Source organism: Microbacterium sp. P2_F9 (genome assembly GCF_056403635.1).
This window is the reverse complement of sequence record NZ_JBFUFC010000092.1, coordinates 1-14,534: the sequence shown is the minus strand read 5'-3', so window position 1 is coordinate 14,534 and position 14,534 is coordinate 1. Positions and strand designations below refer to the sequence as shown.

The following is a 14,534-nucleotide window of genomic DNA, read 5'->3' as shown; positions in this document are numbered from 1 at the left end:
GCCGCAGGCAGCCCCGGCCGCCCCAGCGGCGGCGCCCGCCGCACCCGAGGCCGCGGCATCCGATCGCCACCCGGTGACGGCTCCCATCCCGGTGATCGGCGCACAGCCGGTCGCCCGCACGACCACGCGGCCCGCGGCGAGCCAGCCGATCCCGGCGCAGGCACCCACCGTGACGCCGTCGACCGGCGAAGCCTCGAGCGAAGAGGACCGGGTCACCGCGCTGCGCGGCATGACGAAGGCCCTCGCGGCGAACATGGACGAGTCACTCACCGTGCCCACCGCCACCAGCGTGCGCACCGTGCCGGCGAAGCTGATGATCGACAACCGCATCGTGATCAACAATCACATGGCCCGCACCCGCGGCGGCAAGATCAGCTTCACGCACCTGATCGGCTGGGCGATCATCCAGGCGCTCAAGGAGTTCCCGAGCCAGAACGTGTTCTACGCCGAGATCGAGGGCAAGCCGTCGGTGGTCGCTCCGGCGCACATCAACCTCGGCATCGCGATCGACCTGCCCAAGCCCGACGGCACCCGTGCACTCATGGTGCCGAGCATCAAGCGCGCCGACACGCTGACCTTCGGCGAGTTCCTCGCCTCCTACGAGGACCTGGTCACCCGCGCCCGCGGCAACAAGCTCACGGCCGCGGACTTCCAGGGCACGACGATTTCGCTCACCAACCCCGGCGGCATCGGCACCGTGCACTCCGTGCCTCGGCTCATGAAGGGCCAGGGCTGCATCGTCGGCGCCGGCGCTCTCGAGTACCCTGCCGAGTTCCAGGGGTCCAGCGAGAAGACGCTCGTCGAGCTGGGCATCGGCAAGACCATCACCCTCACCAGCACCTACGACCACCGCGTCATCCAGGGCGCCGGCTCGGGCGAGTTCCTCAAGAAGGTGCACGAGCTGCTCATCGGCCAGCGGCACTTCTACGACGACATCTTCGCGGCGCTGCGCATCCCGTATGCCCCCATCCACTGGGCGAACGACATCAACGTCGACATCGCCGAGCGCGTCGACAAGACCGCGCGCGTGCAGGAGCTCATCAACGCGTTCCGCGTGCGCGGCCACCTGATGGCCGACATCGACCCGCTCGAGTACCGGCAGCGCACCCACCCCGACCTCGAGATCGAGAACCACGGCCTCACCTTCTGGGACCTCGACCGCGAATTCGTCACCGGCGGCTTCGGCGGCAAGCGGCTGCTCAAGCTCCGCGACATCCTCGGCGTGCTGCGCGACTCGTACTGCCGCACGAGCGGCATCGAGTACATGCACATCCAGGACCCCGAGCAGCGCGCCTGGTTCCAGGAGAACGTCGAGGTCAAGTACCAGAAGCCCGGCCACGACGAGCAGCTCCGCATCCTGAGCAAGCTCAACCAGGGCGAGGCGTTCGAGACGTTCCTGCAGACCAAGTACGTCGGCCAGAAGCGGTTCAGCTTGGAGGGCGGCGAGTCGCTGATCCCCCTGCTCGATGAGATCCTCCAGGGCGCCGCCCAGGCCCGGCTCGACGGCGTTGCCATCGGCATGGCGCACCGCGGTCGCCTGAACGTCCTCACGAACATCGCCGGCAAGACCTACGGCCAGGTGTTCCGCGAGTTCGAGGGCGCCGTCGCCGTCGGCAGCAAGAGCGGATCGGGCGACGTCAAGTACCACCTCGGCACCGAGGGCACCTTCGTCGACGACCGCGGCGACGAGATCCCCGTGCTCCTGGCGGCGAACCCCTCGCACCTCGAGACCGTCGACGGCGTGCTCGAGGGCATCGTCCGCGCGAAGCAGGACCGCAAGCCGATCGGCTCGTTCTCGTGGCTGCCGCTCATCGTCCACGGCGACGCGGCCTTCGCGGGCCAGGGCGTCGTCGTCGAGACACTCCAGATGTCGCAGCTGCGCGGCTACCGCACCGGCGGCACGATCCACGTCGTCGTCAACAACCAGGTCGGCTTCACGACGGTTCCGCAGGACGGTCGCAGCTCGGTGTACTCCACCGACGTCGCCAAGACCATCCAGGCGCCGATCCTGCACGTGAACGGCGACGACCCCGAGGCGGTCGTGCGGGTGGCCCAGGTCGCGTTCGCGTACCGCGAGCGCTTCCACCGCGACATCGTCATCGATCTCGTCTGCTACCGCCGCCGCGGTCACAACGAGGGCGACGACCCCTCGATGACGCAGCCGCTCATGACGAACCTGATCGAGGCCAAGCGCTCGGTGCGCCGCCTGTACACCGAGGCGCTCGTCGGACGCGGTGACATCACCGAAGAGGAGTACGAGAAGGCGAAGCAGGACTTCCAGAACGGCCTCGAGATCGCCTTCGCCGAGACGCACGCCGCCGAGACCGGCACATCGCCGGTGATCGCGGATGCCGCGCACGTGGCCACCGTCGAGGGTGCACCGGAGACGACCGCCGTGTCGACCGAGCTCGTCCACCTCATCGGCGACGCGTTCGTGAACAAGCCCGACGGCTTCACCGTCCACCCCAAGCTCCAGCAGCTGCTCGAAAAGCGCCGCGACATGAGCCGCAACGGCGGCGTGGACTGGGCCTTCGGCGAGCTCCTCGCCTTCGGATCGCTGCTGGTCGAGGGCACGTACGTCCGCCTCGCCGGTCAGGACTCGCGCCGTGGCACGTTCGTGCAGCGCCACTCCGTCCTGCACGACCGGATCAACGGTCAGGAGTGGATCCCGCTCGCGAACCTGTCGGACAACCAGGCCAGGTTCTGGGTCTACGACTCGCTGCTCAGCGAATACGCGGCGATGGGCTTCGAGTACGGCTACTCGGTGGAGCGGCCGGATGCGCTGGTGCTCTGGGAGGCCCAGTTCGGCGACTTCGGCAACGGGGCGCAGTCGATCATCGACGAGTTCATCTCGTCGGCCGACCAGAAGTGGGGCCAGCAGTCGAGCGTCGTGCTGCTGCTCCCGCACGGCTACGAGGGCCAGGGACCCGACCACTCGTCGGCACGCATCGAGCGCTACCTGCAGCTGTGCGCGCAGGAGAACATGATCGTCGCCCGCCCGTCGACTCCGGCGTCGTACTTCCACCTGCTGCGTCGCCAGGCCTACGCCCGGCCGCGCAAGCCGCTCGTGGTCTTCTCCCCCAAGGCGATGCTGCGCCTGCGCGGCGCGACCAGCCCGGTCGAGGACTTCGTCACCGGCAAGTTCGAGCCGGTGCTGGATGATGTCCGCATCCAGGACAAGGCCGCCGTCAAGCGCGTCCTGCTGCACGCGGGAAAGATCCACTGGGACCTCAAGGCTGAGCTCGAGAAGAACCCGAATCCGGAGATCGCCCTCGTCCGCATGGAGCAGTACTACCCCGCCCCCGTGGTCGAGCTCAACGCCGTGATCGACAGCTACCCGAACGCGGAGCTGGTCTGGGTGCAGGACGAGCCGGAGAACCAGGGCGCGTGGCCGTTCATCGCGCTCGAGGTCGTCAAGCACCTGCACGGCCGGACCATCCGCCGCGTCTCGCGCAAGGCCGCGGCGTCGCCCGCGACCGGTTCACCCAAGGTGCACGCGGTCGAGCACGCTCAGCTCATGCAGAAGGCGCTGACGCTCTGACGTCATCCGTCACCTCGGGCCGTGGTCGTTCCTTCGACTGCGGCCCGAGCTGTCTGCGCACCATCGTGACGATGAGCGCAGCCACCGCGAGCACCGCGGCCGGCAGCAGCGACCGCACCGCGAGCACCAGCATCCCGGCGCACAGCACCGCCGCGACGACGGCGAGCCACCACCCGAAGGTGCCTCGGCGCAGCAGGCGGACCGCCGCGACCATGCCGAGGGCGTAGATCGCGACCATGCTGCTCGTGTGCACGAGGATGAACGGGGTGAGGTCGAGCCTCGACCACACCATCAGCGCGAAGTAGGTCATCGCGACGACTGCGGTGAGCCCGAGTGCGCGCCGGGGCACCTCGCCCGCGGCGACCCCCTTGGCGAACCAACGAGGCAGGTCGCCCGCGGTGGCGAGCGAGGCGCCCAGCTTCGCGAAGGCGGCGAGGTAGGCGTTGAGGACCCCGAGTGCGACGATGCCGGCGATGACCCCCACCGCGATCGCGCCCGCACCGGGCGATCGCAGCCGGGCGAGCTCGAGCAGCGGCACCTGGCCGTCGCCCGCGGTGTCGCCGAGCGCGCCCACGGTGATCACCTGGAGGACGAGATAGCACGCGCCCGTCACGACCAGGGCGATCGCGGTCGCGAGCGGGATGACCCGACGCGGATTGCGGAATTCGCCGGAGATGTGCGTGCCGACCTCCCAGCCGGCGAAGGCCCAGATGAAGAGGCTGATCGCGGTGCCCACTCCTGCCCACCCATGCGGCAGGAACGGCGTGAAGTGCTGCGGCTCGACGGCCGGGGCGGCGACCGCGACGACACCGACCACGACGGCGAGGAGCAGCGCGGTGAGCACGAACTGCACCCAGCCTGCGATCCGCACGCCGAACGCGTTGGAGACGAACGGCGGGACGAAGATCGCCGCGGCGATGATCGGGACGGCGGACCGGTCGATGCCCGCGACCGCCGCGACATACTCGCCGCCGAGCACCGCGACCACGGGCGCCCCGGCGCACACGCCGAACATGAACCAATAGCCCGTCATCCGCGCCGCGGTGTCGCCGAGCGCCCGCCGCACGTAGCTGGCGACCCCGCCAGGGTCGGGATAGCGCGCCGCGAGCACCGCGAAAGTGCCGGCCAGCGGCACCGAGAGCCCCAGCACCGCGATGACCGCGACGATGCTCGCCGGCCCCGCCACCTCGGCGGCGAGCCCGGGCAGCACGAGCAGCCCGGTGCCGAGGACCGACGCGATGTAGAGGGCCGTGCCCTGGACGAGCCCGAGGCTCCCTCTGGCGGGGGCGGAGGCCGGTTGCGAAGTCACCGCTCCAGTGTCTTCCACCCCGCCCACACCGCCGTTGTGGCTGTCAGTCGTCGTGCGAAGGATTTCTGCCAACATCAGGCCGGCTCGACCCCGGCGCGGGCGAAGGCGGCGACCGCGGCATCCGTCGACGCCTCCCGGTCCGCGGCGACCAGCCCGAGACGCGTGCGGCGATCGAGCAGGTCATCGGCCGTCAGGGCCCCCTCGACCCGCACACCCCACTCGAGTTCCTGCGGGGTGACCCCCCGGGCGGCGGCGGGTCCATCGGGCAGTGCGGCGACGAACGGCGCCTCCGCCCCGTAGCGCCGGCGCAGCCGGGGCGGCGCGCCGATCTCGGCGAGTCGCTCGCGCGGCCACGCCCCCACGAGGGGCAGCTCCCGGGTGCGCGAAGGCTGCGCAGTCGGCAGTGCGCGGCGGCGCACGGCCTCGTCGATCCCGTCCTGCGCCATGCGCCGGTAGGTGGTGAGCTTTCCCCCGACGACCGTCAGCACGCCGTCGGCGGACTCGAGGATCGCGTGCCGGCGGGACAGATCGCCCGTGTCGACCTCGCCGTGAGCCGAGGTGACGAGCGGCCGCAGCCCCGCATAGGTGCCGATCACATCGGCGCGAGTGAGCGGCTCGGCCAGCACGGTGCTCATGACCGTGAGGAGGAGATCGATCTCCGCCTCGGTGGCTTCGGGCACGTCCGGGATCGGTGTTTCGGCGGGCACGTCAGTGAGGCCCACGTACGTACGTCCGTGCGGTGCGGGAAGAGTGAAGATGAATCGACTGCGCGAGCCGGGCACCGGCACGGTGAGGGACACGTCGGACAGCCCGAACCGGGCGGCATCGATCACGAGGTGCGTGCCACGGCTTGGCCGAAGCCGCACCTCGGGGTCGAGGGCGCCGGCCCAGACCCCGGTCGCGCTGATCACCGCGCGCGCGGACACGTCGAACTCCTCGCCCGTCAGCGTGTCGCGCAGGCGCACGCCCGCGCCCGTCGCGTTCAGCGCCTCGACGCGGGTGAGGACGGATGCCCCGTACCCCGCCGCCGTGCGCGCCACCGAAACGACGAGCCGGGCGTCGTCGATGAGCTGTCCGTCCCAGCCGTGGATCGCGCCGCGGAGGTGCTCGGCGCGCAGCGCCGGGGCGAGCCGGAGCGCCTCGGCCGAGCCGATCCGCCGAGGCGCATCGAGCACCGCAGCCGGCGTGCCGACGAATCGGCGCAGGCCGTCGCCCATGCCGTACCCGGCGGCGACGACCGCGCCGCGGGACCGGTGATCGGGGGCGTACAGGGGCACGACCTGGGCCAGGGGGCGGGTCAGATGCGGAGCGATCCGGGTGAGGAGCAGGTGCCGCTCGGCGGCGCTCTCGTGCGCGATGCCGAACTGGCCCGACGCCAGGTAGCGCAGTCCGCCATGGACGAGCTTCGAGCTCCACCGGCTCGTGCCGTGGGCGAGGTCGTGGCGTTCCACCAGGATCGTGCGCAGACCCCGGCTCGCGGCATCCAGCGCCAATCCCGCCCCGGTGATGCCACCGCCGATCACGACGACGTCGACCACAGGGTGGGCGGCGAGCGCCGCGAGCTCCCGGGTGCGCCGGGCCGCGTTCAGGGCCGATGAGATCGGGGTGCGCCCGAGGATCCGGACGGTCACGGGGCGCCGCCGAGGTAACCGGCCAGCGCGCGCCGCAGCTCGGCGCGCCAGCGATCGTCCGGGAGCCACTCGGCCACGAGCGGCGCGGACTGCACCGCGGACTGCACGATGAGCAGCACCATCGCCGCAGTCGCGTCGGGGTCCGCCGCCGCGAGACCCGCTGCGGCGATCCGGCGGGAGAGATCGGCGTGAATCGCGCGCTGGCTCGTGCCGAGCCGCTCCAGGACGTACCGGCTCAGCAGCTCAGGGTCGGTATCGCGCAGCCGGTGGAGCAGCGGCATCCGCCTGATCCGGTCAGCGGTGTCGACCACGACGTCCACGAGATCGCCGACCTCCTGGGGGGCGGGGGGCGCCTCCGGCAGGGCGGCCAGCAGCTCGCGGGTCACGAGCGCCGCGAACACCGCCTGCGCATCCGGCCAGTAGCGATAGAGGGTCTGGCGCGAGACCCGGGCACGGCGGGCGATGTCGGACGCGGTGGTGCGACGGATGCCGTGCTCGAGCACTTCGGCGAGCGCCGCGTCCAGCAGCGCGGTCTCGGTGTCGGGGGCCGAGGACGGGCGGGGCGCCGCGGCGGCCGCGACCGCTGCGGACGCGCCTCCGACCGGCTTCGATGCCATGTGACAACCATACATAATGTGTCATACTGTCGTCCATGTCATCGCCGACACCCGTGGCCCGCCCGGCACCCGCGCCGCGTTCCCGCTGGGATGCCTGGGGCGACGAGACCGCCGCACTCCCGGCCGGCGCCCGCGCGATCGTGTCGGCGCTCCTCCCCGGCAAGGCGCACCCCGTGCCGCGGCTCCCGCGCCCGGTGCTCATCGCCTCCCGGCTGTCCGACGACGACCTGGCCCGACTGGCCGCTGTCGTCGGCGCCGCCGCGGTCACTCGCGACGATGACATCCGGATGCTGCACCTCGGCGGAAAGAGCACGCCCGACCTCCTCGCCCGGCGACGGGGCGAGCCGCAGACCGCCCCGGACGCCGTGGTGTTCCCCTCGTCGCATGACGAGGTGCTGGCCGTCCTCGCGCTGTGCGACGAGCGTCGCATCGCCGTCGTCCCGTTCGGCGGAGGCACGAGCGTGGTCGGCGGCGTCGACCCCGGCGGGCTCGGGTTCGATCGGGTCGTCGCGCTCGACCTCGCCGCCACCGCGGCCCTCATCGACCTCGACGAGACGTCGCTGCTCGCCACCTTCGGCGCCGGGACGACCGGGCCGCAGGCCGAAGAGCTGCTCGGCCCGCGCGGCTACACCCTCGGGCATTTCCCGCAGAGCTTCCAGTACGCCTCGCTCGGCGGGTACGCGGCGACGCGGTCGAGCGGCCAGGCATCCCGCGGGTACGGCCGGTTCGACGACCTGGTGCATGCCCTGCGGGTGGCCACCCCCGCCGGCGACCTGCAGCTCGGGCGCGCGCCCGCGAGCGCCGCCGGCCCCGACCTGCGGGAACTGTTCCTCGGATCGGAGGGCGCCTTCGGCGTGCTGACCGAGGTCACCGTGCGGATCCGCCCGGTGCCGGCCGCCACCTCGTACGGCTCGTGGACCTTCCCCACCTTCACCGCAGCCACCTCGGCCCTCCGCGAGGTGACGCAGCGCGGCATCCGTCCGACTGTCCTGCGGGTGAGCGACGACACCGAGACCCGCACGAACGCCGCCCTGGGCGGGCACTTCACGCGGATGCGCGGATGCCTCGCCGTGGCGACGTGCGAAGGCGCCACCGCCGCCGAGGCCGAAGCGACGCGATCGGCGCTCGACGCCGTGTTCCGCGCACACGGGGCAGCCTCGCGCGGCGAGGAGCCGGCCCGCTCCTGGGAGCGCGGCCGGTTCTCGTCCCCCGCCCTGCGTGACACGCTCCTCGACATCGGCGTGCTCGCCGAGACGCTCGAGACCGCGACGATCTGGGCGCAGCTGGAGACTCTCAAAGCCGCGGTCACGGCCGCGCTGCGCGAGACGCTCACCGCGGCCGGGACGAAGCCGATCGTGCTGTGCCACATCTCGCACGTCTATCCGGCCGGCGCCTCGCTCTACTTCACGGTCGTCGCCGCGCTCACCGCCGATCCGCTGAGTCAGTGGCAGGGAGCGAAGGATGCCGCGTCCCGCGCGATCCTGGCGGCGGGCGGCACGATCACCCACCACCACGCCGTCGGTCGCGACCACCTGCCGTACCTCGAAGCGGAGATCGGCCCGCTCGGCATGGCGCTCCTGCGCGCGACGAAGTCCGTGCTCGACCCGCATGGCATCATGAATCCCGGCGTGCTGGTCAGCGCCGCCGCAACGCCGCAAGGGGCCCCCGCACGATGACAATCGCCCTCCTGGTCAACCCGACCGCTCGCTCCGGCGCGCACACCGGCGCGGCGATGGACGCCGCGCACCGACTGCGCGAACGCGGACTCGCCACGACGGTCATCAGCGGCGGGAGCGCGGCGGAGTCCAGTCGGCTGCTGCACACCGCGATCGGTCTCGGCGTCGACGCCGTCGTGGTCGCCGGCGGCGACGGCACAGTGAGCCTGGCGCTGCAGGAACTCGCCGGCACCGACATCCCCCTCGGCATCGTGCCCGCCGGCACCGGCAACGACTTCGCCGGTGCGCTCGGCCTTCGGGCGCTGGATGTCGCCGCCGCGGCCGAACTCGTCTCCGCCGGTGCGACGCGCACGGTCGACCTCGCCCGCGTCACCAGGGCGGACGGATCGACGCAGCTGTTCGGGTCGGTGCTCGCCAGCGGGTTCGACTCACTCGTGAACGATCGCGCGAACGCCATGACCTGGCCGCGCGGCCAGTCCAGGTACACGATCGCGATCCTGGTGGAGTTCCTGCGCCTGCGCGGCATGCCATTCGAAGTCGAGCTGCGGCTCGCCGATGACTCCGTCGAGCGCATCGCGGGTGACCTGTTGATGGCGACCGTCGGCAACACGACGAGCTACGGCGGCGGCATCCCGATCTGCCCGGACGCGGATCCGGCGGACGGGCTGCTGGATGTCACCCTCATCCGGCCCTCCGGACGCCTCGCCCTGCTGCGCCTGCTCGCGCGCGCCTACCGCGGCACGCACGGCTCATCACCCGAGGTCTCGATGCGTCGCGTCCGGTCGGTGCGACTCGTGTCGCCCGGTGTCACCGCCTATGCGGACGGCGACCCGATCGCCACACTCCCGATCACGATCGACGTGATGCCCGCGGCGCTGAAGATCTTCGCGCCGGCGGTCTAGTGCGTCGCCTGCGCCTCGCGCAGCCGGATCAGCACCTGATCGCGCAGCTCCTCGGGCGCGGTCTCTTTGCACGCCCGCGCCACGACATCAGTCAGAGTCTTGGCGACGAGCGCCTCGTCACGGCATTCCGCGCACTGCTCGAGATGCTCCGCGATGTCCGAGTGCTCCGTCCGGCACATCTCGTTGCGCATGTACTCTTCGAGATCGCGACGGGCCTTGTCGCATCCGCAATCGGTCATTTGGCGCTCCCTGTGGCGGCGGCCTTGATGCCGCGCTCCTTGGCGTAATCGGCGAGCAGTTCGCGAAGCATGCGCCTGCCACGATGCAGACGGCTCATCACGGTGCCGATCGGTGTTTTCATGATGTCGGCGATCTCTTGATACGCGAACCCCTCGACGTCCGCAAGATACACCGCGAGCCGGAAGTCCTCCGGGATCGCCTGCAGCGCGTCTTTGACGACGGATGCCGGCATCCGATCGATCGCCTCCGCCTCCGCAGAGCGCGTGCTCGACGCGGTCGTGGACTCGGCACCGCCGAGCTGCCAGTCCTCGAGATCGTCGATCGTCCCCTGGTAGGGCTCACGCTGCTTCTTGCGATAGGTGTTGATGTACGCATTCGTGAGGATGCGGTACAGCCACGCCTTCAGGTTGGTCCCCTGCGTGAACGTGTGCCACGACGCGAACGCCTTGACGAACGTCTCCTGCACCAGATCAGCGGCGTCGGCCGGGTTACGCGTCATGCGCATAGCCGCGGCGTACAGCTGGTCCATGAACGGCAGAGCCTGCTCTTCGAACTGCGTGCGCCGGTCGGTCACGGCATCCGGCTCTTCGTTCATCACACGCCAGTCTACTTCGTGTCTGTCCCAGGCTTCCTGGACGTCCACGACAGGGCGATCAAGTGTGACGATCATCCGGCTCCTTCTTGCGCTGGATGGATCCAGCGGTTCAGTAGGGTAGAACCCGATGACCGTCGACGGGTATTCCCCACAGTCCGCGCCAGGTGTGCGCGGCGCCTGGAGCGCGCCTGTCGCGCCCGGCCCGCTCAACGCCTCGGTGACCATTCCCGGCTCCAAGTCGCTGACGAATCGCGAGCTGATCCTCGCGGCGCTGGCAGACGGCCCGAGCCATCTCTCCGCCCCCCTCCACTCCGAGGACTCGGCACGGATGATCGACACGCTCCGCACTCTCGGAGTCACGATCGAGGCCGTCCCCGGCACAGGCGCCTTCGGCGACGACCTCGTCGTGACGCCGCGGTGGCCGCTGCAGGGTGGCGTCCAGGTCGACTGCGGACAGGCGGGCACGGTCATGCGGTTCGTCGCCGCACTCGCCGGCTTCGCCGAGGGCGAAGTCACCATGACCGCGCACGAGAGCGCGCTGCACCGCCCGATGGGCGCCATGATCAAGGCGCTCCGCGACGTCGGGGTCGACATCGACGACGGCGGGCACTGGGCGCTCCCCTTCACCGTCCGCGGGCACGGCCACGTGCGCGGCGGCGAGGTCGTGATCGATGCCAGCGCGTCGAGCCAGTTCGTCTCCGGGCTGCTCCTGGCGGCACCCCGCTTCGACGTCGGGCTCCACCTCATCCACCGCGGCGAACGCCTGCCGAGCATGCCGCACATCGACATGACGATCGAGGCGCTCGCGCACCGCGGCGTGCACGTGGAACGACCGGCCGCCGGCGAATGGGTCGTCCCAGCGGGAGCGCTGCGCGGCAAGGACCTCGCGATCGAGCCCGATCTCTCCAACGCCGCACCGTTCCTCGCCGCGGCCATGATCACCGGAGGCTCGGTGTCGGTCGCCGGCTGGCCGGCGCACTCCACCCAGCCCGGCGCACTGCTCGCCGACATCCTCTCGCTCATGGGCGGACGCGTCTCGCGTAGGGGCGGCGCGCTCACCGTGGCGGCCGGCCAGCACATCACCGGCGTCGACCTCGATCTGTCGGCTGCGGGCGAGCTGACACCGACGATCTTCGGGCTGGCCGCGTTCGCGGACGGGCCGACGACCCTCTACGGCATCGGGCACATCCGCGGGCACGAGACCGACCGGATCGCCGCCCTCATCGGAGAGCTGCGCGCGCTCGGCGGCGAAGCGCACGAACTGCCCGACGGCATCCGCATCATCCCGCAGCCGCTGCACGGCGGACGCTGGCGCGCGCACCACGATCACCGCCTGGCGACGACCGGCGCGCTCGTCGGGCTCGCGGTGCCCGGCGTGGAGATCGACGACATCTCGACGACCGCCAAGACGATGCCCGAGTTCCCTCAGCTGTGGGAGCGGCTCGTCACCGGCGGCTCCGACGACGCGACCCCGCGCTCGGAGGCGCTGCAGGCATCGTGAGCTGGCTCGCGGATGACGACGACGACGAACCCGAGTTCGACGAAGCCGACATTCGGGTCCGCCCCAACCCCAAAGCCAACCGGCCGCGCACGAAGCGCCGCCCTGCGCATTCCGACGCCCAGCTCGGACGGATCCTCGGCGTGGACCGCGGCCGCTACGCGGTGCTCATGGGCGAGAACACGCCGGACGAGCACGAAGCCGTCGCGATGCGCGCGCGAGAGCTGCGCCGTCAGCAGATCGTCACGGGCGACTTCGCCAAGGTCGTGGGAGACAGCTCCGGGTCCGAGGGGACGCTGAGCCGGATCGTCGGCATCCAGGAGCGCACCTCGCTGCTGCGCCGCAGCGCCGACGACACCGACCAGGTCGAGCGGGTCGTGGTGGCCAACGCCGACCAGATGCTGGTGGTCGTCGCCGCCGCCGACCCCGAGCCACGGGCGCGGCTCGTCGACCGCTACCTCGTCGCGGCGCTGGATGCCGGCATCCGTCCCCTGCTCGTGGTGACCAAAGTCGACCTCGCCGACCCGGCCGAATTCCTGACGCACTTCGAGGGACTCGACCTGGAGGTGTTCACGAGTGCGCAGGATGAGATGCCGCTCGAACGCATCGGCGCGGCGCTGGTCGGGCATTCCACGGTCTTCGTCGGGCACTCCGGTGTCGGCAAGTCGACCCTCGTCAACGCGCTCGTTCCCGAAGCCCGGCGGGCCACCGGCCACGTCAACGAAGTGACGGGGCGCGGACGCCACACCTCCAGCTCGACCGTCTCGATGCGCTACCGCGGCGCCGAAGGCAGCGGCTGGGTGATCGACACCCCCGGGGTGCGCTCGTTCGGCCTCGGCCATGTGGATCCCGCGAACATCCTGCGCGCCTACACCGAACTCGCGGAGATCGCCGAGGACTGCCCGCGCGGCTGCACGCATCTTCCGGATGCCCCGGACTGCGCGATGATCGAGGCGCGTGACGAGGGCCGGCTCGGGCCGACCGGCGCGGCGCGGCTGGACTCCCTGCAGCGACTGCTGGAGACCTTCGCCGAGAAGGGCCGTACCGTCGAATCCAAGGGAGACCGATGACCGCCGYGCGACTCGAGGTGGGGCGTATGGCCCCCACGTTCATCCTGCTTGATCAGGACGAGCGACCGGTGGAGCTGCGCGCTCTGCGCGGACGGCGGGTCATCCTGTTCTTCTACCCGGAGGCGATGACCCCGGGGTGCACCAAGGAGGCGTGCGACTTCCGGGACAGCCTCGCGCCGCTGCAGGCGGCGGGGTACGTCGTGCTCGGCGTGTCGCGCGACGACCCGGAGAAGCTGCGCAGGTTCCGGGAACGGGACGGGTTGACCTACGACCTGCTGAGCGACCCGGATCGCCGGGTGCATCGCCGATACGGCGTGTGGGGCGACAAGCTGAACTACGGCAAGGTGATCCAGGGCGTCATCCGCTCGACCTTCGTGATCGACGCCAAGGGCCGGATCGAGCATGCCCTGTACAACGTGCGGGCCACGGGCCACGTGGGTCGCCTGCGCACGCTTCTGCACGTCGGCTGAGCCGAGCCGTCCGTCAGCCCGAGGTCGTGTCGTCGATGTCCGGATCTGATGCCGCACGCCGAGCGCCGAGGATCAGCAGGATCAGCGCCACCACCGCAGGTGCCGCGATGGCCAGGCCCACGATCGGCTCCGCATAGGCCCCGGTGGCCGCGCCCAGCGCCACCGCGAGGATGAGCAGCTGCACGACGATCGACCCGGATCTCCCCCAGGATCGGCCGCGCCACAGCGCGAGCGCGAAGGCGGCGACGGCCGCCGCCCCGACGGCGGTCAGCACGAGCAGAGCGATTCCACTGGGCGCCGACGCGGCATCACCCGAGAGGAGTGAGAGCAGTTCGCGGACGACGATGACGATCAGTCCCACGGCTTCGAGTCCCACGATGACGGCGGCGGCGCGACTGGCCACATTTGTCTGCATTCCTGACAAATCCTCGCTCTGGTACGGCTGGATTGTGCGAACCCTCCATGCCATTGAGGGAATGCCCAGCATCTTCGACAGAATCACCCGGGCTGAAGTCTTGATCCCACGGCGCGCGCCATGGGATCATAGAGGAAGCCGTGTGCTCCCACAGCGACGTGGGGCGAGCAACCGCTCGCACTTCCCACACAGAGTACCGGACCCGAATCCGGGCTCTGATCATCTATCGCTTTCGCAACAAGGAGCACCCCCATGGATTGGCGCGACAAGGCCGCCTGCCTGACCGTCGACCCCGAACTGTTCTTCCCTGTGGGGAACACCGGGCCGGCCGTCGATCAGATCGAGAAGGCCAAGTCGGTGTGCGCACGTTGCACAGTGACCGAGATCTGCCTCCAGTACGCCCTCGAGACCGGACAGGACTCCGGTGTGTGGGGAGGACTGTCCGAGGATGAGCGCCGCGCCCTCAAGCGCCGCGCCGCCCGCGCCCGCCGCGCGTCCTGACAACTAAGACCCACAGAACTGCCGAGAGGGCAGGTCCACGCCGCGGCGTGGACCTGCCCTCTCGGCAGT

13 protein-coding genes are annotated in these 14,534 nt (G+C 70.9%); 7 read left to right on the top strand and 6 right to left on the bottom strand.

Translation table 11 applies throughout. The annotated features are described in order from the left end of the window. Nucleotides 1-3,541 (top strand): multifunctional oxoglutarate decarboxylase/oxoglutarate dehydrogenase thiamine pyrophosphate-binding subunit/dihydrolipoyllysine-residue succinyltransferase subunit (locus tag AC1DVT_RS11255; RefSeq protein ID WP_477388961.1); only part of this gene is annotated, 3,541 nt, incomplete at its 5' end. Here AC1DVT_RS11255 and AC1DVT_RS11250 read toward each other — a convergent pair. The 3 genes from AC1DVT_RS11250 to AC1DVT_RS11240 all read right to left on the bottom strand — a co-directional run bounded on the left by AC1DVT_RS11250 (nt 3,516) and on the right by AC1DVT_RS11240 (nt 7,098). Beyond that, nucleotides 3,516-4,850: an APC family permease gene (locus AC1DVT_RS11250; protein WP_477388959.1), complete on the bottom strand. Its 1,335-nt coding sequence runs from the start codon at nt 4,848-4,850 to the stop codon at nt 3,516-3,518. The genes AC1DVT_RS11255 and AC1DVT_RS11250 overlap by 26 nt on opposite strands. Nucleotides 4,851-4,924: 74 nt before the next feature. Next, nucleotides 4,925-6,481: a glycerol-3-phosphate dehydrogenase/oxidase gene (locus AC1DVT_RS11245; RefSeq protein WP_477388957.1), complete on the bottom strand. Its 1,557-nt coding sequence runs from the start codon at nt 6,479-6,481 to the stop codon at nt 4,925-4,927. After that, nucleotides 6,478-7,098 (bottom strand): TetR/AcrR family transcriptional regulator, encoded by a 621-nt coding sequence (locus AC1DVT_RS11240; protein WP_477388955.1) that lies wholly within the window; start codon nt 7,096-7,098, stop codon nt 6,478-6,480. The genes AC1DVT_RS11245 and AC1DVT_RS11240 overlap by 4 nt, the downstream gene beginning before the upstream one ends. Before the next feature lie 35 nt (nt 7,099-7,133). Here AC1DVT_RS11240 and AC1DVT_RS11235 point away from each other — a divergent pair, with 35 nt between their 5' ends. Next, nucleotides 7,134-8,774 carry an FAD-binding oxidoreductase gene (locus AC1DVT_RS11235; protein WP_477388953.1) on the top strand — a complete coding sequence of 547 codons (1,641 nt, stop codon included), beginning with the start codon at nt 7,134-7,136 and terminating at the stop codon, nt 8,772-8,774. Then, complete coding sequence (locus AC1DVT_RS11230) at nt 8,771-9,676, top strand: diacylglycerol kinase (protein ID WP_477388951.1); 906 nt, start codon at nt 8,771-8,773, stop codon at nt 9,674-9,676. Before AC1DVT_RS11235 ends, AC1DVT_RS11230 begins: the two co-directional genes overlap by 4 nt. On the opposite strand, the gene AC1DVT_RS11225 is transcribed toward AC1DVT_RS11230, so the two are convergent. Further along, nucleotides 9,673-9,915 (bottom strand): alpha-ketoglutarate decarboxylase, encoded by a 243-nt coding sequence (locus AC1DVT_RS11225; protein ID WP_457101340.1) that lies wholly within the window; start codon nt 9,913-9,915, stop codon nt 9,673-9,675. The genes AC1DVT_RS11230 and AC1DVT_RS11225 overlap by 4 nt on opposite strands. Further along, entirely contained in the window at nt 9,912-10,586 is a 675-nt protein-coding gene (locus AC1DVT_RS11220; RefSeq protein WP_457101339.1) for a sigma-70 family RNA polymerase sigma factor, read from the bottom strand. The genes AC1DVT_RS11225 and AC1DVT_RS11220 overlap by 4 nt, the downstream gene beginning before the upstream one ends. Nucleotides 10,587-10,638: 52 nt before the next feature. Between AC1DVT_RS11220 and aroA the strand changes: the two genes are divergently transcribed. Genes aroA through bcp form a run of 3 tightly spaced genes read left to right on the top strand, consistent with a single transcriptional unit; the run spans nt 10,639 to nt 13,549 of the window. Further along, nucleotides 10,639-12,012: a 3-phosphoshikimate 1-carboxyvinyltransferase gene (gene aroA, locus AC1DVT_RS11215; protein ID WP_457101338.1), complete on the top strand. Its 1,374-nt coding sequence runs from the start codon at nt 10,639-10,641 to the stop codon at nt 12,010-12,012. Beyond that, nucleotides 12,009-13,079, top strand: coding sequence for a ribosome small subunit-dependent GTPase A (gene rsgA / locus AC1DVT_RS11210; RefSeq protein ID WP_477388948.1), 1,071 nt, complete (start codon nt 12,009-12,011; stop codon nt 13,077-13,079). The genes aroA and rsgA overlap by 4 nt, the downstream gene beginning before the upstream one ends. Continuing rightward, on the top strand, nt 13,076-13,549 hold the full coding sequence (bcp, locus tag AC1DVT_RS11205; protein WP_477388946.1) for a thioredoxin-dependent thiol peroxidase: 474 nt from the start codon (nt 13,076-13,078) through the stop codon (nt 13,547-13,549). The genes rsgA and bcp overlap by 4 nt, the downstream gene beginning before the upstream one ends. A 13-nt stretch (nt 13,550-13,562) precedes the next feature. Here bcp and AC1DVT_RS11200 read toward each other — a convergent pair whose 3' ends face one another. After that, the gene (locus AC1DVT_RS11200; protein WP_477388944.1) at nt 13,563-13,964 is read right to left on the bottom strand and encodes a histidine kinase; all 402 of its coding nucleotides are present in this window, start codon (nt 13,962-13,964) and stop codon (nt 13,563-13,565) included. A gap of 252 nt (nt 13,965-14,216) precedes the next feature. Between AC1DVT_RS11200 and AC1DVT_RS11195 the strand changes: the two genes are divergently transcribed. Beyond that, complete coding sequence (locus tag AC1DVT_RS11195) at nt 14,217-14,465, top strand: WhiB family transcriptional regulator (RefSeq protein ID WP_018171995.1); 249 nt, start codon at nt 14,217-14,219, stop codon at nt 14,463-14,465. Nucleotides 14,466-14,534 lie beyond the last annotated feature (69 nt).

Excerpts from the sequence above, each read along its gene's own strand:
- AC1DVT_RS11240 (WP_477388955.1), bottom strand. The coding sequence starts at position 7,098 with ATGGCATCGAAGCCGGTCGGAGGCGCGTCCGCAGCGGTCGCGGCCGCC.
- AC1DVT_RS11235 (WP_477388953.1), top strand. The coding sequence starts at position 7,134 with ATGTCATCGCCGACACCCGTGGCCCGCCCGGCACCCGCGCCGCGTTCC.
- AC1DVT_RS11230 (WP_477388951.1), top strand. The coding sequence starts at position 8,771 with ATGACAATCGCCCTCCTGGTCAACCCGACCGCTCGCTCCGGCGCGCAC.
- AC1DVT_RS11225 (WP_457101340.1), bottom strand. The coding sequence starts at position 9,915 with ATGACCGATTGCGGATGCGACAAGGCCCGTCGCGATCTCGAAGAGTAC.
- AC1DVT_RS11220 (WP_457101339.1), bottom strand. The coding sequence starts at position 10,586 with ATGATCGTCACACTTGATCGCCCTGTCGTGGACGTCCAGGAAGCCTGG.
- aroA (WP_457101338.1), top strand. The coding sequence starts at position 10,639 with ATGACCGTCGACGGGTATTCCCCACAGTCCGCGCCAGGTGTGCGCGGC.
- AC1DVT_RS11200 (WP_477388944.1), bottom strand. The coding sequence starts at position 13,964 with ATGCAGACAAATGTGGCCAGTCGCGCCGCCGCCGTCATCGTGGGACTC.
- AC1DVT_RS11195 (WP_018171995.1), top strand. The coding sequence starts at position 14,217 with ATGGATTGGCGCGACAAGGCCGCCTGCCTGACCGTCGACCCCGAACTG.